This window comes from Streptomyces sp. NPDC026515 (assembly GCF_055567595.1).
Window position 1 is genome coordinate 13,909 of sequence record NZ_JBVHQD010000028.1, and the last position, 19,249, is coordinate 33,157.

Consider the following 19,249-nt stretch of genomic DNA (forward strand, 5'->3'; position numbering starts at 1 on the left):
ACGACGGACACGACGGATACGACGGTTCTCCGGGAGGCGGCCGGATGAGCGGTGGCGTGGACTTCGCGCTCGACGGGCGTACGGCCCTGGTGACCGGCTCCGTGCGCGGTCTGGGCCTGGAGATGGCCCGGGGCCTGGCGGGCGCGGGCGCGCGGGTGGTCCTGAACGGCCGTGACCCGGCGCCGCTGGAGGAGGTGGCCGGGGGGCTGCGCGACGACGGTCTCGACGTGACGGGCGCCGCGTTCGACGTCACCGACCGGGAGGCCGCCGAGGAGGCGGTGACCGCCCTCGGTGCGATCGACATCCTGGTCAACAACGTGGGCCACCGCGATCGGCGCGGGGTCCACGAGCTGACCCCGGACGAGCTGTCCGCGCTCCTCGACGTCCACCTGACCTCGGCGTACGCGCTGAGCCAGACGGTCGCCCGGGGCCTGGCGGCGCGGGACACCCCGGGCCGCATCATCAACGTCTCGTCGGTCGTCGGCCAGCTGGGCCGCACCGGCGACGTCGCCTACGCCACGGCGAAGGCGGGCCTGGACGGTCTGACCCGGGCGCTGGCGGCCGACCTCGGACCCAGCGGCACGACGGTGAACTCCGTGGCCCCCGGTACGTTCGCGACGGACGTCAACGCGGAGCTCGCGCAGGACCCGGAGTGGGAGCGGTGGCTGCGCACGCGCACGGCACTGGGCCGCTGGGGCCGCCCCGCCGAGATCGCCGGCATCGTCGTCTTCCTGGCGAGCGACGCGGCCTCCTTCATCACCGGCCAGACGATCGCGGTGGACGGCGGCATGACGACGACGTTCTGAGCGGGGTGAGGGCTGTCGGGCCTGCTCAGGGTCTGCCCGCGGCGACGTACGCGCGTCCTGGCCGGCCGGACCGTGGCGGCCCCGAACGCGATTGCCGAGTCACCGGACCCGAGGGCCACGTCGAAGGCCCCTTCGCGCGAGGTCATGGCGATGTGCTCGGCCTCGGCGGCGCCCCAGCCGGTGACCCGGAGCCGGGTCACCCCCTCGAACACGAGGGGGAACTCGAAGCTGCTGAACCCGCGCTCCCGCCACTCCGGGGGAACGTTCACGGGGAGCGCCCGGGCACCGAAACCCAGGGTCACCGGGGTTCCGCGAGGAGCCGTGACCAGTCAGCGCTCATGGAACGTCTTCTCGTCTAGAACGTCTTCTCGTCGGTGTCGGGGAGGGCGGTGTGCCGGCGCGAATCGACCTTGGCCGCGTGGGGAGAGGAGGGTGAGGCGACGCGCAGGGTGACCGTGGGTCCCCGCCCCTTCAGGTCGACCGGACGAATCCGCACGCCTGTCAGGTCGGGAACGCGGCCGTACAGGGAGTGAAGCGGACCCGGACCAACGAGAAGTCCGTCAACGGTCACAGTGATAGTGCCCCTCGCGGTTGGTGGTCCGCGCCCGTCAACTGCCTGGCGCCCTGCCATTCCGGTGTCGTCGCCGGAACGTAGTCGTCGATCTCGAGTGGCGCGGTCCCCTCGGGAATACCGGCGTCACGCGGAGCCGTCGCCCTCGCCTCCTCGAAGGAGGGTGGGCCTCGCGTCGGTGTTCCACGCGGCGGTCCCCACCCCCGTACTTCACTCTGTGCATGCCAACCCAAGACACTATGGAGAGTGGTTAGATCGTCCGGTGGTGCGCCGTGGGTGGTCGGCGGGGGGTGGGGTTCACAGGGAAATCTCAGTGAAGCAGGGAGCCGTTTCTCACCTTTGTGGGACACAGTGGGGGCTGATGAAGGGCACCTCGCGCATCTCTTCCGTCACGCGCCGTGTCGCGCTCGGCGCGGCGGCCGTGCTTGCCGCCACCTCGGCCTCGGTGGCGGCCGCCGACGACGGCCCCGGACCCTTCGGGGTGACCGCGGTGGTCGGGCCGACCGCGGAGAGCGCGCGGGTCGGGGCGCTGTTCGGTGCCGACCGGGCCGGGAACCTGGCCGGCCACCACTTCTGCACCGCCTCCGTCGTGCACAGCCCGCAGCGGGACCTGATCGTCAGTGCGGCGCACTGCGTCGACGGGGACGACGCCGGCGGACTCGTCTTCGTGCCGGGGTACCGGGACGGGCAGGCGCCGTACGGGGTGTGGAAGGTGGGGCGGCGGTACCTGCCCGACGGATGGGAGAAGGGGCGGGACGAGGACAGCGACGTGGCCTTCGCCGTCGTCGGGGAACTGGACGGCAGGCGGGTCGAGGAGGTGACCGGGGCCAACCGTTTCGTCAGCGGCATGGCCACCGGGGCCACCGCCGTGACCGTGACCGGGTACCCCGACTCCCGTGAGGTGCCGGTCAGTTGCACCAACAAGCCGGTCGCCCACAGCGCCACCCAGCAGCGGATCGACTGTCCCGAGTTGACCGGCGGCACCAGCGGGAGCCCCTGGGTGAACGGGGACCACGAGGTGGTCGGGGTGCTGGGCGGGCACGAGCGGGGCGGCTCGACCGCCGACACGTCCTACAGTGTCGTCCTCGGGAGCGAGGCCGGCGAGCTGTACCGGGACGCCGCAGCCGGGTGAAACGGCGTCAGGCGCGCCGTCCTGCCGCGAAATAGCGCCACTCTCGGCCGAAATGGCGTTGAACAGCCCTGACATGGGGGAGGGTTGGGGCGTGCGGAAAGTTTGGGTGATCGGTGGCGCGGCGGTCGGCCTCGGGCTGAGCTTCGTCATGCTGCTCGTCGTCGGGGTGTACGTCGTCGCCGGGAACCTGCTGGGCGGTGCCGGCGGCGCGGGCAAGGCGCTGGCCAAGGGAGCGGTACCGGCCGCCTACTCCACGCTCGTGCAGAGGTGGGGCAACCTGTGCTCCGCGATCAACCCCGCCCTGCTCGCGGCGCAGCTCTACCAGGAGAGCGGGTTCAACCCGAGGGCGCAGAGCGCGGCGGCCGCGCAGGGAATAGCTCAGTTCATCCCGGGGACCTGGGCCACCCACGGCATCGACGGCGACGGTGACGGGGACCGGGACGTCTGGGACCCGAATGACGCGATTCCGTCGGCCGCCTCCTACGACTGCCAGCTCGCCTCGTACGTCAAGGACGTCCCCGGCAACACGTCCGACAACATGCTCGCCGCCTACAACGCGGGGGCGTACGCGGTCATCAAGTACAAGGGTGTGCCGCCGTACAAGGAGACCCAGAACTACGTCAGGACGATCACCACCCTCGCGGACAGCTTCGCCGCGCCGGTCAGCCGGCTCTCCCCGACCAAGCAGGCCGCCGGCGCGATCGAGTACGCCCAGAAGAAGCTCGGCACCCTCTACCTCTGGGGCGGGAACGGCACAGCTCAGGACGGCGGCCGGTTCGACTGTTCCGGACTGACCAAGGCGGCGTACGCGAGTGTCGGGATCACGCTGCCCCGCGTCGCCAACGATCAGTACAACGCCGGTCCGCACCCCTCGCGGGGCGAACTGCTCCCGGGGGACCTGGTCTTCTTCTCCACCGACCTGTCCAACTCCCGCGCCATCCACCACGTGGGTATCTACGTAGGCGGCGGGTACATGATCGACGCGCCGTACACCGGGGCGGTCATCCGCTTCGATCCCATCGACGGCGCCGACTACTTCGGGGCCACCCGGGTCACCGAGGATGGCGCGAAAGCGCTGCCCACCACGGTGTGAACGGAGCGTATAACCCACCCCCTGAGCTGGGGCTTTGTGTCTCTCTTCGATAACGTCTGCGTGATCATTCGGTGGAACCTGGAACGTAGTGACGGGGGCCGTGCGTTCCTGTTGACGTAGCCGACCACGGGGGTGGCAGCGAGCGGCGCACACGAGGTGCGTCCGGGACGACGACGAAGGGGCCGCAGGCACGATGGCTGTACTCGCCGAATCCGGATCCAACCCCGACGTCGACCTGCTCTACGACATCAACGGCCTGGCCGAGGACGCACCGCACTGGTTCGACCGGGGCATGGCGTTCGTCGGGGAGTACGGGCTGCTGGTCGCGATGGTCCTGCTGGTGGTGTGGTGCTGGTGGTCCGTGCGGCGCCGGGGGGACGAGGACGCCGCGGGCACGGTGGCCGCGCTGGTGTGGACACCGCTCGCCGCCGCGATCGCCGTGCTGGTGAACGTGCCCATCCGCGGTTTCGTCGAGCGGCCGAGGCCCTTCCTCACCCATCAGGGGGTCGACGTCCTGGTCTCCGGGAAGACCGACTACTCCTTCGTGAGCGACCACGCGACGATCACCATGGCGCTGGGCGTCGGGCTGTTCGTCGCGAACCGGAAGTTCGGTCTCGCGGGGATCGGCCTGGCGCTGCTGGAGGGGTTCTGCCGGGTGTACATGGGGGTGCACTACCCGACCGACGTGGTGGGTGGCTTCGCCCTGGGCACCGCCGTCGTCCTCCTCCTCTCCCCGCCGGCCACCGCGCTGCTGACGCCGGTGATGAAGGCGGTGGAGTCCTCTCCGAGGGGGGCGTGGCTCGTGCGTGGGCGGTCGGCGAAGGTCGGGTTGGTTCCGGGCGCCCGCCCCTCGGTGGAGTCCGAGGAACGGGACCTGGCGGCGTAGCCGGGTGAGCCTGCGGGCCGGGGGGCTGGTCGCGCAGTTCCTCCCCCAGCCTCCGGCCGGGGGCACCCCCAGCGCCCCTGTCGGGGCGCGACACGTGCCGCCTACAGGCCCTGCGCGTAGGAGAAGAACCGCTGCGGGTCGTACTGCGCCTTCACCTTGCCGAGCTTCGTCACCGCGTCCCCGTAGTACGCCTTCTTCCAGCCGGTCAGCGTCGGGTCCGTGTAGTTCTGGTACGCGGCACCGGAGGCGTACGGCCGCATCGCGGTGTGCGCCGCGTTCAGCCACGCCTGGCCCGTGCTCCCGGAGGAAGCGGCACCCCACGACACTATGTACTGCGCCAGCATCCGCGACCGGCGGTGCACGAACGCCGTCGCCGTCGGGGAGACCCGGTTCACCGCACCACCGAGCGCCGTGAAGGCGATGCTGCCGGCGCCGCCGCGCACCGCCCCGATCTGCCGCAGGGCCGTCTGGATGCCGGCCGACGAGAGCGAGCGGTCGAAGAAGTCGGAGCGGGCCGCGTAGGTCTCCCGGCCCAGCCTGCCCGCCGTGGAGCGGCCCGGCGTGGAGCCGGGCAGGTGGCACTGGGGCTCGGTGGCGAAGGAGGAGCAGCCGGCGTAGATCTCCATCGCCTCCTCGTAGCCGTGGCGGCGCAGCGAGACGGAGGAGGCGTTGGCGCCCGCCTTGTGGGCGAGGGCGTCGACCGCGTTCTGGAGTTCGCCGTAGGTGCCCATCGAGAAGCAGGCGACCGAGACGCGCGGGCCGCTGCCCGAGTTCTCCAGGTGCAGGGAGGACCAGATCTCGTCGGGCTGGGACGGGCCCCACTCCTGCCAGGCCTTGAGGACCTGCGCGGCCTTCGACCACGGCCAGGTCAGGTAGGCCGTCACGCCCTGCGGGGTGGGGTGGGTCCGGAACTGCAGCTCGGTCACGACGCCGAAGTTGCCGTTGCCGGCCCCGCGCAGCGCCCAGAAGAGGTCCTTGTCGGTGCTCGCGTTGGCGATCACCTGCGTGCCGTCCGCCGTGATCAGCGTCGCCTGGGTGAGGCTGTCGCAGGTCAGGCCGTAGGCGCGGGACGCGACCCCGTGGCCGCCGCCGAGCACCAGGCCGGAGACGCCGACGGTGGGGCAGGAGCCCGCCGGGATGGTCACGCCCTTGGCGGCGAGCCCGCGGTAGACGTCGATCAGCTTGGCGCCGGCGCCGACGACGGCGGTGCCGCCGCCGACCCGGATGCGGTTGAGCTTGGAGACGTCGAGGATCAGGCGGCCGTCGCCCGAGGAGTAGCCCGCGTAGGAGTGGCCGCCGTTGCGGATCGAGACCTTCAGATGGTGGGCCTGGGCGTACGACAGCGTGGTACGGATGTCGTCGGCGTGAGCCACGTACGCCACGGCGGACGGCTTCAGTCCGTCGAAGCGGGTGTTGTAGAGCTGATGCGCCGTCGTCCAGCTCGCCTCGCCGGGGCGGACCAGCGTGCCGTCCAGGGCGTGCGCCAGGGCGGTCCAGTTGGCCGCGGCCGCTGCGCTGGTGGTCTTCAGCGCCGTACGAGAGGATGTGGACGCGAGTGGCGCGCCGGTCGTGTGGGACGCGGTGGGCCCGCCGGAGCTGCACCCCGTCAGTGCGGTCGCCGCGAGGGCGGCCGCCCCGCCCGATATGAAGGAACGCCGTTCCATGCCCGTGCCTTTCGTCGGCTTTCGTGGGACGAGACGGCGTCCGTCGCACACGGGTTCCCGTGCGGAGTAACGAGCGCTGTGACGTCGTAACGACTGCGATGGCGAACGGCGAATAAATGTTCGCGTAACCCGGCAGTTGGAACCGGCGCGTGCCCTCACCGTGAGCGTTCCGTGACCTAACCGGGTTGACGGCAGGGGTTCACCCTCCGTTTACCTATGGCCATCGGCGCCTTCACCTGTTCTGCCTAATTTCGGCCGTACCGGATGCGGAGAGCGGCCGCAAATGCCCAGTCGGGAGGCCCTCACCCATCACTACTACTTCGCACGCCGCCGAAGGTGGCGCCTCTGGAAGGAACTCCCGAAAGTGAAGCTTCAGCGCAAGAACCGGCTGCGCGCCCTGTCTCTCGGTGCTGTCGCCGTCACCGGTGCCCTGACCCTCTCGGCGTGCGGCTCGGACGACAACGGTGGCGGCAGCGGTTCTTCGGGCAACGCCTCGGCCTCCGCGAACGCCAGCTCCATCAAGTGCGACGACGCCAAGGGCCAGCTGCTCGCCGATGGCTCCTCCGCGCAGAAGAACGCGATCGACGCCTGGGTGAAGGCCTTCTCCCAGGCCTGTGGCGTGCAGATCAACTACAAGGGCTCCGGCTCCGGCGCCGGTGTGACCGCCTTCACGCAGGGCCAGGTCGCCTTCGCCGGCTCCGACTCGGCGCTGAAGCCGGAAGAGGTCACCGCCTCCAAGAAGGTCTGCTCCGGCGGCCAGGGCGTCGACCTCCCGATGGTCGGCGGCCCGATCGCCCTCGGTTACAACGTCCCGGGTGTCGACAACCTGGTCCTGGACGCGCCGACGATCGCGAAGATCTTCGACAGCAAGATCACCAAGTGGAACGACGCCGCGATCAAGAAGCTGAACCCCGACGCGAAGCTCCCCGACCTCAAGATCCAGGCGTTCCACCGCTCGGACGAGTCGGGCACGACGGACAACTTCACCAAGTACCTGATCGCCGCCACCCCGTCCAACTGGAAGTACTCGGGCGGTAAGGCCTGGCAGGCCAAGGGCGGGCAGTCCGCTCCGCAGTCCGCGGGTGTCGCCCAGCAGGTCAAGCAGACCTCCGGCGCCATCGGCTACTTCGAGCTCTCCTACGTCTCGGACGGCGTCAAGGCCGTCTCGATCGACACGGGTGCCAGCAAGCCGGTCGCCCCGTCCACCGAGTCCGCCACCGCCGACATCGCGGCCGCCAAGGTCGTCGGCACCGGCAAGGACCTGGCGCTGCAGCTGGACTACAAGACCAAGGCCGAGGGTGCGTACCCGATGACCCTGGTCACGTACGAGATCGTCTGCGACAAGGGCAACAAGGCCGACACCCTCCCGGCGACCAAGGCGTTCCTGCGCTACATCGCCTCCGAGGACGGCCAGAAGGTCCTCTCCACGATCGACTACGCCCCGGTCCCCGACGAGATCATCACCAAGGTCCGCTCCACCATCGAGGGCCTGAGCTAAAGATCCGCGAGTGCGGCCGAGTTCCGCAAGGAGCCCGGCCGCACCGTCCGGTGCACCGCCGCCCGGAGCCGTACACCCCTCAAGCCGGGGGCGTACGGCTTCTCCGAGCCGCCTCTCGAGCGGCTCCGCAGACCGGAGAACCCGATGGACATATCTACCCAGACAACAGACGCATCGCCCCCCACCCCACGGCACGGCACGGCCGAGCAGAAGCGCAACGCCCGGGGTGCCACCCGCGCGGGTGACCGGGTCTTCCTCGGTCTCTCCCGTGGATCCGGCATCCTGCTTCTGGTGATCATGGCCGCGATCGCGGTCTTCCTCACCTACCGCGCCGCCCTCGCGATCAGCCGCGACCACGGCAACTTCCTCACCACTTTCGAGTGGAACACCAACCTCGTCCCGCCGACCTTCGGCATCGCGGTCCTGGCCTTCGGCACGGTGGTCTCCTCGATCATCGCCATGGCCATCGCCGTCCCGGTCGCCGTCGCGATCGCGCTGTTCATCACGCACTACTCGCCGCGCAGGCTCGGCGGCACCATCGGCTATGTGATCGACCTGCTCGCCGCGGTGCCGTCCATCGTGTACGGCCTGTGGGGCGCGCTGGTCCTGGTACCGCACATGACCGGCCTGTTCGGCTGGCTCGACAAGTACTTCGGCTGGACCGGGATCTTCTCCTGGGACGGCGGTGCCCCCCGCTCGATGCTGACCGTCGGCGTCCTGCTCGCGATCATGATCCTGCCGATCATCACCAACGTGAGCCGCGAGGTCTTCCGTCAGGTCCCGCAGATGCACGAGGAAGCCGCACTCGCCCTCGGCGCCACGCGCTGGGAGGTCATCCGCATGTCGGTGCTGCCCTTCGGCCGCTCCGGCGTGATCTCCGCCTCGATGCTCGGCCTCGGCCGCGCGCTCGGCGAGACGATGGCCGTCGCCACCGTGCTCTCCCCGGACTTCGACATCCACGCCAGCCTGCTCAACCCGGGCGGCGGCACCTTCGCCCAGAACATCGCCAGCAAGTTCAGCGAGGCGACCGCGGACGGCCGTGACGCGCTGATCGCGTCCGGTCTGGTCCTGTTCGTCATCACCCTGCTGGTCAACGGCGCGGCCCGCATCATCATCCAGCGTCGCGCGGAGTACTCGGGGGCCAACGCATGAGCACCGCAGCAGTCAAGCGCCCCAGCACCCTGCAAGGTGCCACCCTCCCCAAGTGGGCCCCCTACGCCATCATCGGCGGGTCCATCGTCCTCGGCGTGGTCATCGGCCTCGCCGGCGGCCTGGACAGCAAGATCCAGTGGGGTCTGATCGCCGCCCTCCTCTACATCTTCGGCACCTACGGCATCGCCGCCCGGGTCGAGGGCCGCCGCCAGGCGAAGGACCGGATCGCGACCTCGCTGGTCTGGGTCGCCTTCATCATCGCCGTCATCCCGCTGGTCTCCCTGATCTGGGTGACCATCTCGCGCGGTGTGAAGGTCCTGGACCCCTACTTCCTCAGCCACTCCATGGGTGTGGTCGCCGACTCCGAGGCCGGCGGTGGCGCCTACGCCGCCATCATCGGCTCCCTGGAGCAGGTCGGTCTCGCCACCGTGATCGGTGCCCCGATCGGCATCCTCACCGCCGTCTACCTCGTCGAGTACGGCCGCGGCCGGCTCGCCAAGGCGGTCACCTTCTTCGTGGACGTGATGACGGGTATCCCGTCGATCGTCGCGGGTCTGTTCATCCTCAGCCTCATGCTGATCTTCGACATGCAGCCCTTCGGCTTCGCCGGATCGCTGGCCCTGGCCATCCTGATGATGCCGGTCGTGGTCCGCTCCACCGAGGAGATGCTCAAGCTCGTCCCGAACGAGCTGCGCGAGGCCTCGCTGGCCCTCGGCGTGCCGAAGTGGCGCACGATCCTGAAGGTGGTCCTGCCGACCTCCATCGGCGGTATCACCACCGGTGTCATGCTGGCCATCGCCCGTATCGCGGGTGAGACCGCCCCGGTGCTGCTGCTGGTGTTCGGCAACCCGTTCATCAACAACAACCCCTTCGAGGGTGCGCAGTCGTCGCTGCCGCTGTTCATCTACCAGCAGTACGCGAACAGCGCGGGTGCCAACGCCGCGTACGACCGCGCCTGGGCGGCTTCGCTCACGCTGATCGCCTTTGTGATGATCCTGAACCTGGTGGCTCGCGGCATCGCCCGCTGGAAGGCCCCCAAGACCGGTCGCTGACCGGCCTGCAGCGACCGACTCCCTGGAAGTGAAGAAGTAAATGTCCAAGCGAATCGACGTAAGCGGGCTCACCGCCTACTACGGCTCCCACAAGGCCATCGACGACATCTCGATGAACATCGAGCCGCGCACCGTCACCGCGTTCATCGGCCCCTCCGGCTGCGGCAAGTCGACGTTCCTGCGCACGCTCAACCGCATGCACGAGGTCACCCCCGGCGGCCGTGTCGAGGGCAAGGTCCTCCTCGACGACGAGAACCTCTACGGCGCCGGTATCGACCCCGTGTCGGTGCGCCGTGAGATCGGCATGGTGTTCCAGCGTCCGAACCCGTTCCCCACCATGTCGATCTTCGACAACGTGGCCGCGGGCCTGAGGCTGAACGGCAACTACAAGAAGAGCCAGCTCAACGACATCGTCGAGAAGTCGCTCAAGGGCGCCAACCTCTGGAACGAGGTCAAGGACCGTCTGAACAAGCCGGGCTCCGGCCTCTCCGGCGGTCAGCAGCAGCGTCTGTGCATCGCCCGCGCGATCGCGGTCGAGCCGAAGGTGCTGCTGATGGACGAGCCCTGCTCGGCCCTCGACCCGATCTCCACCCTCGCCATCGAGGACCTGATCGGTGAGCTCAAGGAACGCTTCACGATCGTCATCGTGACGCACAACATGCAGCAGGCCGCGCGTGTCTCGGACCGCACCGCATTCTTCAACCTGGCCGCCGTCGGCCAGCCCGGCCGGCTGATCGAGATCGACGACACGGAGCGCATCTTCTCCAACCCGTCGGTCCAGGCGACCGAGGACTACATCTCCGGGCGCTTCGGCTAGGCCGGAACAGACCCCTCGCGGTGCTGCATGGCGGTGCCACCGCGAGGATGCAAAAGGGCCCGCCCCTGGCTCCCGGGGGCGGGCCCGTCCGCGTCTCCGGGGCAGGGCGGGGAGCGGGGCGGGGAATTCAGTTCCCCGTCCACACCCTGTGGACGGGGAAGGCGGCCGGGTCCGCTCCCGACTCCGGCAACGCGGCCACGGCCCGCTCGACCACTCGCGGGCCGGTCAGCCCCATGGTCTGGGCCAGCCGCCGCCAGGTCACCGCGTCCGGCCGGCCGGCGGCTTCGGCCGCGGCCGTCCGGCCGGGAGCCGGCCCGGCACCACACGCGTGCGGCACCAGGGCGAGGGGCTCGTCCGCGGCCGCGAACCGGACCACCGAGGCCGTACTCCGGTCCACCCACGTGATCTCCCCGCGAGGGAAGGTCGCGACCTTCCCCTCGAAGCCGAGCGCCCCCGCACAGACCAGCGCCAGGGCGTCCGAGCAGTCGTGCGCGACACACGTGCCGTACTCCCGGGCGGTGTCCTCCCCGACCCTCGTGCCCTCGGCCGAGGTCAGCGCGGACACGAACGCCCAGTGGTCCGCCGCCCACCCGGACCCCAGCAGACAGACGGTGAAGTGCTCCAGCGGCGCGAGCAGCGCCTGTACGGCGTCCCCGGCGGGGCCGGGCGGCAGCAACCGCACCCCCGACCCGCAGGAACACCGGAACGGCCCGCCGACGGACACCACCTCGACGGCCGGGTCACCGAGCTCCCGCCGGAGCGCGGCCAGCACGTCCAGGACGCCCGCGGTCGGCAGGTCCTGATCCACCAGCACCAGCTGGACGGGTAGCGCGCCGGCCGCCCGGACCCAGTCCAGGTCCGGTGGCAGAGTGCCCAGGAGGCCGGGCGTGAGGCGTACGACGCCGGGCGCGCCGCCGGCCTGCCCGGGCACGGACCGGCCCTCGTCGCCGACGAGCACGACGGTCGCCACCCGATCCGTCGCGCCGGGCCGGCGGGCCAGCGCCGCGGCCACGAAGTCACCGAGGCCGTTGCCGGCCATGACGTGCAGCGTTCCTGCCCTCAGACCCACTGAAGCCTCACCGCTCCGTTCCGCAGCCGCTACAGGACCGCCAGGTCCACGAGGCCGAAGGCCGCCGCCGCCACCAGGGCCGCCGCCGGCATGGTGATGAACCAGCCCAGGACGATGTTCTTGGCCACGCCCCAGCGGACCGCGTTCACGCGCTTCGTCGCGCCGACGCCCATGATGGCCGAGGTGATGACGTGGGTCGTGGAGATCGGCGCCTTGAAGAGGAACGCCGTGGTGAACATGATCGACGCGCCCGTCGCCTCGGCCGCGAAGCCCTGCGGGGGGTCGAGCTCGATGATCTTGCGGCCGAGGGTGCGCATGATGCGCCAGCCGCCGGCGTAGGTGCCGAGGGAGAGCATCATGGCGCAGACGATCTTGACCCAGACGGGGATCGCGTCGCCGTAGGTCTCGTGGCCGGAGATCACCAGCGCCATCACGACGACGCCCATCGTCTTCTGGGCGTCCTGGAGGCCGTGACCGAGGGCCATACCGGCCGCCGAGACGGTCTGGGCTATCCGGAAGCCCCGCTTCGCCTTGTGCGGGTTGGAGCGGCGGAACAGCCACATGATGGCGGTCATGACCAGGTAGCCGAGGAGCAGGCCGACGACGGGCGACACGAACATCGGGATGATGACCTTGTCGATGACGCCGTTCCACAGCACATCCGTGCCGCCTGCCAGCGCCGCGCCCACCAGACCGCCGAACAGCGCGTGGGAGGAGGACGAGGGCAGGCCGAAGTACCAGGTGACGAGGTTCCACACGATCGCGCCGACCAGCGCCGCGAAGAGGATCCCCATGCCCGTGGAGCCCTTCGGGGTCTCGATCAGGCCCTCGCTGACCGTCTTGGCGACCCCGGAACCCAGGAAGGCGCCCGCGAGGTTCATCACGGCGGCCATCGCCAGGGCCGCGCGGGGTGTCAGCGCCCGGGTGGAGACCGAGGTCGCGATCGCGTTCGCCGAGTCGTGGAAGCCGTTCGTGTACGTGAAGAAGAGCGCGACCAGGATGGTCACGACGAGCGCGAAGGTGTCCATCGACGCCTCAGGACTCCTTGACGGCGATGGTCTCCACCGTGTTCGCCACGTGCTCGAACGCGTCCGCCGCCTCTTCCAGGACGTCCACGATCTGCTTGAGCTTCAGCACCTCGATCGCGTCGTACTTGCCGTTGAAGAGGTGGGCGAGGAGCTTGCGGTGGATCTGGTCGGCCTGGTTCTCCAGACGGTTGACCTCGATCCAGTACTCGGTGAGGTTGTCCATCGTGCGCAGGTTGGGCATGGCCTCGGCGGTCAGGTCGGCGGCCCGGGCCAGCACCTCGATCTGCTGCTCCACGCCCTTGGGCAGCTCCTCGACGTTGTAGAGGACGACCAGGTCGACGGCCTCCTCCATGAAGTCCATGATGTCGTCGAGAGAGGACGCGAGGGTGTAGATGTCCTCGCGGTCGAAGGGCGTGATGAACGAGGAGTTCAGCTGGTGGAAGATCGCGTGCGTGGCGTCGTCACCCGCGTGCTCCGCTGCCCGCATACGCTCCGCGATCTCGGCCCGGGCAGACGCGTCCGCCCCGAGCAGTTCCATCAGGAGTTTCGAGCCCGTGACGATGTTGTCCGCGGACGCGGCGAACATGTCGTAGAAGCTCGTCTCCCTGGGGGTCAGACGAAAGCGCACTTGGGGTCCTCGGTATGCATGGGTTTCGGTCAGGGTGATGCTAGGCGCATCATCCGGCCACGGCTAATGGGCCGTCCTCCAGTGTCACCCATCGGGCATGGCGATCAGCACGGGGGCGTCCCGAGGGCCCTATACCCAGCAGAATTCGTTACCATATACCCGCTAGGGGTATATGTATCGGCACAGCGGAGGACGCGATGACGACCACCGAGGCCGGCGCCACGAAGCCCTCCGGGAACGGGGCTCCGGCGGCCACGCACGGCTACCACAAGCAGAAGGACGAGCACCTCAAGCGGCTGCGCCGGATCGAGGGCCAGATCCGTGGCCTGCAGCGCATGGTCGACGAGGACACCTACTGCATCGACATACTCACCCAGGTGTCCGCCTCCACCAAGGCCCTGCAGTCGTTCGCCCTGCAGCTCCTGGAGGAGCACCTGCGGCACTGCGTCGCCACCGCGGCCGTCCAGAGCTCCGCCCAGGGCACCGGCACGGGTGGTTCGGAGATCGACGCGAAGGTGGAGGAGGCCACCCAGGCCATCGCCCGCCTGCTGCGGACCTGACCGAAGTCAGCCCTCCCCGCGCTCCTCGGCCACGCGCAGCACCTCGTCGATGCTCTCCAGACTGAGCCGCTCCTCGGCGGCCGACGCGGCGATGATCAGCTCTCCGCACAGCTCGATCTCGGCGAGGGCCACGTGGTCCTGGACTGCCGTACCGCCGGCCGGAGCCACGTGCGTCACCTCTTCTCTGCCGTCACCGACTTCCTAGAGTAGGGAGCGGTCTACACACCGCGCATGGCACGGACGGGCTAGTTCACAGGTTGTACAGAGCCGATCCCGGACTAGTGCGCTGGCTGGTTTTCGGCGATCCGGCCCGCGTAGATGTCCCGGGAACGCGGCAACCTTACGTCCACCGGAGTGCCGAAGTCGTACAGCAGGGTCGTCGAGGCGACCGCCACCGTGCCCTTGCTGCTGTCGTTGACGAAGCTGAACCGCTGCCGCAGCTTGCGGATACGGCCCTGGTCGTCGAGGTACGCGTCGAACGGGACCTCGGCGGTGGCGAACCCCTTTGCCGCGGCGGCGAGGGCGGACCGGTTGCCGGCGGAGGCGGCACGGGCCGCGGCGGCCAGGTCGGCGGTGCCCCGGTAGTGCCGGACCTCGGTCCCGGCGACCCGGGTCCTGCCCACGTAGGTCGCGGTGCGGGTGCCGAGGAGCAGCTCGGCCGCGGCGGACGGGTCGGTCGCGCCGCCGGTGACCAGGTTGCCGTCGGAGAGGCTCGCGGTCTCCACCCGGACCCATTTGTCGGCGGGCACCCCGGCGCCCCTGTTCTTCATGAACAGCGCGCCCGGGGCGAGCAGTTCGGTGATCGGGCGGTGCTCGGGGGTGCCGGCGGGATCCTGCGGGAGGACGACCGTGAGTTCGCCGAGCTGGTTGCGGAAGTCGTAGCGGCCCTTGCCGCGGATGGTGACCCGGGTGCCGCCGGTCGCCATCTCCATCGAGGTGGTCGCCCTGGAGGTGGCGGCGGTCCGCAGGGCGTCCGCCGCCTCCTTCAGTACGGCGACCGTGGTGTCGCCGGTGCCGCCTCCGGCGCCTTCGGCGGCGGCACCGCCGCAGCCGGTTGCGCACGCGCCGAGGCCGACCACGAGCCCCACGGTGACGGCCGTCTTTCCAGCGCGCCTGTGCTGCCGCCGATCCATCGCCTGCCTACCCCCAGCCGGTACGTCCGTCACGGGCCCCCTGTTGTTCCGCTTAACGAGGGGTGGGTGGGCCCGTCACGCATACCGGCCCTTTACCGGGCGTGGGTAACGTTGTCGAAGTGGTGGAGAAGAACGGTTCCGGGCGGGCGGTGCAGGGGCGGGAGCACGAAACGCGGCTCGTCGAGCACGGGCCGTTCTGTTACGCGCGGTGCACGTGTGGGTGGCGGGGGCCGGCGCGCCGGGCTCGGAGCCTCGCGCGGACGGACGGGGCGGGGCACGTGAGCGGTGGGGGCGGCTGAGAAGGCTCCGCTACGGCGTGCTGCGCAGCGAGGCCAGCAGTTCGTCCACCAGCTCGGCGTCCCTCGGCTGGGTCAGCCGCCGTCGTGCGTCCGCCGGGCGGAGCCAGAGGATCCTGTCCACCTCGTCGTTCGGGGTGAAGTGGCCCTCTCCCGCCGCTCCCGCCCAGTAACGGACCTGCTTGGGGCGGTCGTTGGCGTAGTAGAGGGCGGTGGAGAGTTCGCTGCCGAGGTGTGCCGCGTAGCCGGTCTCCTCCGCCACCTCGCGCAGGGCGCCCGTGACGGCGTCCTCGCCGTGCTTGAGCTTGCCCTTGGGGTGGGACCAGTCGTCGTACTTGGGGCGGTGGACGAGGCAGACCTCCAGGTCCCCGTCCACCGGTGAGCGGCGCCACAGGACGCAGCCGGCGGCCAGCACCGGGGTGTCGTTCACACCGCCTCCAGCCGCTGCTTCTGCCAGGCCTGCTGGAAGGCGAACCGGGCCGCCTCCACCTCGTGCCGCTGGTCGGCGTGGAGGACACCGAGGGCGTAGGCGGTGGCCGGCGCGATGCGCGGGGTGCGGGCGGCGGCCGCCGCGGCCGCCGCCGCCTCGGAGGCGTCGCGGTGCCGGTTCAGGGCCTGGCCCGCCGCGAGCAGCCGTACGTCCACGGGTGCGCCCGCGCCGTGCAGCACCTCGCGGGCGTAGCGGTGCAGGCGCAGCAGGAGGCGGACCTGGTGCCAGGGACCGTCCTGGGGGTGCGGGGAGGGGTCCGGGGACAGGCCGTGGACCAGGGCCTCCGCGTTGTAGGGGTGGCCTGCGGTGACCAGCGGGAGGGCCGCGATGGCGTCGGTGAGGCGCTCCTCGGCCGCCGAGGCGAGCGGACGCAGGTCGGCCGTGGGCGCCGCGGCGGTGAGCGGGACCTCGCTGGCCAGTACCGCGACCTTGTCGGCGACCGCGTGGAAGCGCGAGGAGCCGAGCGCCTGGAGGGCCGTGGAGTGGGCCCGGGTGCGGGCGAGGGTGAGCTGGCGGTCGAGCAGGGCGCCCGCCTTGGCGGCGCCCACGGTGAGGGTGCCGCGCTCGACCGAGGTCTCCGAAGTGGCCTGGCTCGGCAGCGCCGTCGAGCCGGAGAGCCGGTGGAGTGCCAGCAACAGGCGCTCCAGTCTTGCCTCGTAGGCGTGCTCGAGTCCCAGTGTGCCCGACAGCCAGGCCAGTTCGGGGCGGATCTCCTCCGACCAGTCGGCCTCCAGGAGGGGGCGGAAGGTGTGCAGGCTGCCGCTGACGCGCCGGGCCGAGCGGCGCAGCGCGCGGGCCGCGTCGACGGACCCCTCCGCCGCGCCCGCCGACCCGGTCTCCCGGTGCAGGCGCAGCGCGCGGAGGAACTCCGTGGCCTGGGCGCGCAGGTAGCCCGCGAGGGCGTCCCCGGTCGAAGCCCGGGCCGTGGGGTCCGTCGGTTCAAGGTGTTGCTGTGCCACGCCGGCGCCTCCGGGCGTCTATGAGCATCTCCTGGATGTTGCGCAGGGGCTGTCCGTCCGCGTCGGTCGCGTGCCGGGTCCACTCACCGTCCGCGCCCAGGTGCCAGGAGGAGGTGGAGTCGGACATACCGGTTTCGAAGAGCCGGGTGAGCGCGGCCCGGTGGGCGGGGTCGATGACCCGGACCAAGGCCTCTATCCGGCGGTCGAGGTTGCGGTGCATCATGTCGGCGCTGCCTATCCACACCTCGGGCTCGCCGCCGTTGCCGAAGGCGAAGACCCGGGAGTGCTCCAGGAAGCGGCCGAGGATCGAGCGGACCCGGACGTTCTCCGAAAGGCCCGTGACGCCCGGCCGGATCGCGCAGATGCCGCGGACCCAGATGTCGACCGGCACGCCCGCCATGGACGCGCGGTACAGGGCGTCGATGATCGCCTCGTCGACCATCGAGTTGACCTTGATGCGGATGAACGCGGGACGGCCGGCCCGGTGGTGCTGTACTTCCTTGTTGATCCGCGCGATCAGTCCGTCGCGCAGCGACTTGGGTGCCACCAGCAGGCGGCGGTAGGTCTCCCGGCGCGAGTAGCCGGAGAGCCGGTTGAACAGGTCGGACAGGTCCGCGCCGACCTGGGTGTCGGCGGTGAGCAGGCCGAGGTCCTCGTAGAGCCGTGCCGTCTTCGGGTGGTAGTTGCCGGTGCCGACATGGCTGTAGCGGCGGAGCGTCTCGCCCTCCTGGCGGACCACCAGGGACAGCTTGCAGTGCGTCTTCAGGCCCACCAGGCCGTAGACGACGTGGCAGCCGGCCTCTTCCAGGCGCTTGGCCCACTTGATGTTGGCGTGCTCGTCGAAGCGGGCCTTGATCTCGACCAGGACGAGGACCTGCTTGCCTGCCTCTGCGGCGTCGACGAGCGCGTTGACGATCGGGGAGTCGCCCGAGGTCCGGTACAGGGTCTGCTTGATGGCGAGGACGTCCGGGTCCTCGGCGGCCTGCTCGATGAAGGCCTGCACGGAGGTGGAGAAGCTGTCGTACGGGTGGTGCAGCAGGACGTCCCGCTCGCGCAGGGCGGCGAAGATGTCGGGCGCGGACGCCGACTCGACCTCGGCGAGATCGCGGTGGGTGCCCGCGATGAACTTGCGGTACTTCAGCTCCGGCCGGTCCAGGCCGTGGATGCGGAACAGGCCGGTCAGGTCGAGCGGGCCGGGCAGCGGGTAGACCTCGGCCTCGGAGACCTTCAGCTCACGGACCAGCAGGTCGAGGACCTCGCGGTCGATGGACTCCTCGACCTCCAGGCGCACCGGCGGCCCGAAGCGGCGCCGCATGAGTTCCTTCTCCAGGGCCTGGAGCAGGTTCTCGGCGTCGTCCTCCTCGACCTCCAGGTCCTCGTTCCGGGTGAGGCGGAAGGCGTGGTGCTCCACGACCTCCATGCCCGGGAACAGCTCCTCCAGGTGGGCGCCGATGACGTCCTCGATCGGGACGTACCGGCCCGGGCTGCTCTCCAGGAAGCGGGACAGCGACGGCGGCACCTTGACCCGGGCGAAGTGCTTGTGGCCGCTGACCGGGTTGCGTACCACCACGGCCAGGTTCAGGGAGAGGCCCGAGATGTACGGGAAGGGGTGCGCCGGGTCGACCGCCAGCGGGGTCAGGACCGGGAAGATCTGGTGCCGGAAGAGTGTGAAGAGCCGGGCCTGCTCCTTCTCGGTCAGCTCGGCCCAGCGCACCAGATGGATGCCCTCCTCCGCGAGTGAGGGGGCGATGTCCTCGTGGTAGCAGGCGGCGTGCCGGGCCATCAGCTCACGGGAGCGGGCCCAGATCATCTCCAGCACCTCGCGGGGCTGCAGGCCGGAGGCGGACCTGGTGGCCACGCCGGTGGCGATACGCCGCTTCAGGCCGGCCACCCGGACCATGAAGAACTCGTCCAGGTTGCTCGCGAAGATCGCCAGGAAGTTGGCCCGCTCCAGCAGGGGGGTGTTCGGGTCCTCGGCGAGTTCCAGGACCCGCTCGTTGAACGCGAGCCAGCTGCGCTCCCGGTCGAGGAAACGTCCCTGGGGCAGTTGGGGCCCGTCGTACGGTGACTCCTCGTACGCGTCGAGATCCGCGTCGATGTCGGGTTCCAGGTCGGAGACCGCGGCGGCCACGGTGTGCGGGCGGTGCGCGGCTATGGAGCCTACGGAGGGCTGGCCCTGCTGGACCTCGGCTGCCTGGGCGTTCTGCTGACTCATGACCCCATTCTTCCGCGCCCGGGGCGTGACGGGCGCGTCGGAACGCGCGGGTGGGAGCTGAACGACCCCGTTTCCCGCGAACCCCTGCGGGGGCGGCGGAGGCTCTGGCGCGGCGGGCTTCATTGGCTGAGCGTCGCAAGACTGCCTGAACCAATGGTTACGAAGACATGGCGTATGGGATAGCTGCGGGAGGCTCGCGG

Annotated in this window: 19 protein-coding genes and 1 pseudogene; 9 read left to right on the top strand and 11 right to left on the bottom strand. The window is 70.3% G+C overall.

The genetic code is table 11. The features are described from left to right. The first annotated feature begins 44 nt into the window (after positions 1-44). Complete coding sequence (locus ACZ4O3_RS38950; protein ID WP_362714038.1) at positions 45-806, top strand: SDR family oxidoreductase; 762 nt, start codon at positions 45-47, stop codon at positions 804-806. 80 nt (positions 807-886) lie between these two features. Here the strand turns inward: ACZ4O3_RS38950 and ACZ4O3_RS38955 are convergent. Together ACZ4O3_RS38955 and ACZ4O3_RS38960 are read right to left on the bottom strand one after the other, a co-directional pair. Then, a pseudogene (locus tag ACZ4O3_RS38955) lies at positions 887-1,108 on the bottom strand (Imm50 family immunity protein); the annotation flags it as partial. Between the two features lie 53 nt (positions 1,109-1,161). Further along, positions 1,162-1,302, bottom strand: a complete 141-nt coding sequence (locus ACZ4O3_RS38960) for a hypothetical protein (protein ID WP_467726948.1) — start codon at positions 1,300-1,302, stop codon at positions 1,162-1,164. Between the two features lie 436 nt (positions 1,303-1,738). Between ACZ4O3_RS38960 and ACZ4O3_RS38965 the strand changes: the two genes are divergently transcribed. From ACZ4O3_RS38965 to ACZ4O3_RS38975, 3 genes are all read left to right on the top strand, one after another. Continuing rightward, positions 1,739-2,509, top strand: coding sequence for a trypsin-like serine peptidase (locus tag ACZ4O3_RS38965; protein WP_362714012.1), 771 nt, complete (start codon positions 1,739-1,741; stop codon positions 2,507-2,509). A 73-nt stretch (positions 2,510-2,582) separates the two neighbouring features. Beyond that, entirely contained in the window at positions 2,583-3,602 is a 1,020-nt protein-coding gene (locus tag ACZ4O3_RS38970) for a C40 family peptidase (RefSeq protein WP_362714010.1), read from the top strand. A 193-nt stretch (positions 3,603-3,795) separates the two neighbouring features. After that, complete coding sequence (locus ACZ4O3_RS38975) at positions 3,796-4,488, top strand: phosphatase PAP2 family protein (protein WP_362714008.1); 693 nt, start codon at positions 3,796-3,798, stop codon at positions 4,486-4,488. A gap of 101 nt (positions 4,489-4,589) precedes the next feature. On the opposite strand, the gene ACZ4O3_RS38980 is transcribed toward ACZ4O3_RS38975, so the two are convergent. Further along, positions 4,590-6,152, bottom strand: a complete 1,563-nt coding sequence (locus ACZ4O3_RS38980) for an FAD-binding oxidoreductase (RefSeq protein ID WP_467726950.1) — start codon at positions 6,150-6,152, stop codon at positions 4,590-4,592. A 364-nt stretch (positions 6,153-6,516) separates the two neighbouring features. On the opposite strand from ACZ4O3_RS38980, the gene pstS reads away from it, so the two are divergent. The 4 genes from pstS (at position 6,517) to pstB (ending at position 10,671) form a co-directional block, all read left to right on the top strand. Beyond that, the gene (pstS, locus tag ACZ4O3_RS38985) at positions 6,517-7,650 is read left to right on the top strand and encodes a phosphate ABC transporter substrate-binding protein PstS (RefSeq protein WP_362714036.1); all 1,134 of its coding nucleotides are present in this window, start codon (positions 6,517-6,519) and stop codon (positions 7,648-7,650) included. A 144-nt stretch (positions 7,651-7,794) separates the two neighbouring features. Next, positions 7,795-8,802, top strand: coding sequence for a phosphate ABC transporter permease subunit PstC (pstC, locus tag ACZ4O3_RS38990; RefSeq protein ID WP_362714004.1), 1,008 nt, complete (start codon positions 7,795-7,797; stop codon positions 8,800-8,802). After that, positions 8,799-9,854, top strand: coding sequence for a phosphate ABC transporter permease PstA (gene pstA / locus ACZ4O3_RS38995; protein WP_362714002.1), 1,056 nt, complete (start codon positions 8,799-8,801; stop codon positions 9,852-9,854). Before pstC ends, pstA begins: the two co-directional genes overlap by 4 nt. A 40-nt stretch (positions 9,855-9,894) precedes the next feature. Then, complete coding sequence (gene pstB, locus ACZ4O3_RS39000) at positions 9,895-10,671, top strand: phosphate ABC transporter ATP-binding protein PstB (protein WP_467726953.1); 777 nt, start codon at positions 9,895-9,897, stop codon at positions 10,669-10,671. A 127-nt stretch (positions 10,672-10,798) separates the two neighbouring features. Here pstB and ACZ4O3_RS39005 read toward each other — a convergent pair whose 3' ends face one another. The 3 genes from ACZ4O3_RS39005 to ACZ4O3_RS39015 are packed head-to-tail and all read right to left on the bottom strand — an operon-like array spanning position 10,799 to position 13,396. Beyond that, positions 10,799-11,710 (bottom strand): hypothetical protein, encoded by a 912-nt coding sequence (locus ACZ4O3_RS39005; protein ID WP_467726955.1) that lies wholly within the window; start codon positions 11,708-11,710, stop codon positions 10,799-10,801. Positions 11,711-11,769: 59 nt separating this feature from the next. Beyond that, positions 11,770-12,768, bottom strand: a complete 999-nt coding sequence (locus tag ACZ4O3_RS39010; RefSeq protein WP_362727761.1) for an inorganic phosphate transporter — start codon at positions 12,766-12,768, stop codon at positions 11,770-11,772. Positions 12,769-12,775: 7 nt separating this feature from the next. Further along, positions 12,776-13,396, bottom strand: a complete 621-nt coding sequence (locus ACZ4O3_RS39015) for a DUF47 domain-containing protein (RefSeq protein WP_362727759.1) — start codon at positions 13,394-13,396, stop codon at positions 12,776-12,778. 197 nt (positions 13,397-13,593) lie between these two features. On the opposite strand from ACZ4O3_RS39015, the gene ACZ4O3_RS39020 reads away from it, so the two are divergent. Continuing rightward, on the top strand, positions 13,594-13,956 hold the full coding sequence (locus ACZ4O3_RS39020; RefSeq protein WP_362727757.1) for a metal-sensitive transcriptional regulator: 363 nt from the start codon (positions 13,594-13,596) through the stop codon (positions 13,954-13,956). A 6-nt stretch (positions 13,957-13,962) separates the two neighbouring features. Here the strand turns inward: ACZ4O3_RS39020 and ACZ4O3_RS39025 are convergent, their stop codons facing one another. The 5 genes from ACZ4O3_RS39025 to ACZ4O3_RS39045 all read right to left on the bottom strand — a co-directional run bounded on the left by ACZ4O3_RS39025 (position 13,963) and on the right by ACZ4O3_RS39045 (position 19,172). Continuing rightward, on the bottom strand, positions 13,963-14,124 hold the full coding sequence (locus tag ACZ4O3_RS39025) for a hypothetical protein (RefSeq protein WP_362727763.1): 162 nt from the start codon (positions 14,122-14,124) through the stop codon (positions 13,963-13,965). A 110-nt stretch (positions 14,125-14,234) separates the two neighbouring features. After that, positions 14,235-15,089 carry an SCO4651 family lipoprotein gene (locus ACZ4O3_RS39030; RefSeq protein ID WP_467726958.1) on the bottom strand — a complete coding sequence of 285 codons (855 nt, stop codon included), beginning with the start codon at positions 15,087-15,089 and terminating at the stop codon, positions 14,235-14,237. A gap of 309 nt (positions 15,090-15,398) precedes the next feature. Further along, the gene (locus tag ACZ4O3_RS39035) at positions 15,399-15,815 is read right to left on the bottom strand and encodes an NUDIX hydrolase (RefSeq protein ID WP_362727753.1); all 417 of its coding nucleotides are present in this window, start codon (positions 15,813-15,815) and stop codon (positions 15,399-15,401) included. Continuing rightward, positions 15,812-16,834, bottom strand: coding sequence for a CHAD domain-containing protein (locus ACZ4O3_RS39040; protein ID WP_384987346.1), 1,023 nt, complete (start codon positions 16,832-16,834; stop codon positions 15,812-15,814). The genes ACZ4O3_RS39035 and ACZ4O3_RS39040 overlap by 4 nt, the downstream gene beginning before the upstream one ends. Continuing rightward, a complete protein-coding gene (locus ACZ4O3_RS39045) occupies positions 16,815-19,172 on the bottom strand; it encodes an RNA degradosome polyphosphate kinase (protein WP_384987344.1) in 2,358 nt (785 codons plus the stop codon). Before ACZ4O3_RS39045 ends, ACZ4O3_RS39040 begins: the two co-directional genes overlap by 20 nt. Between the last annotated feature and the right edge of the window lie 77 nt (positions 19,173-19,249).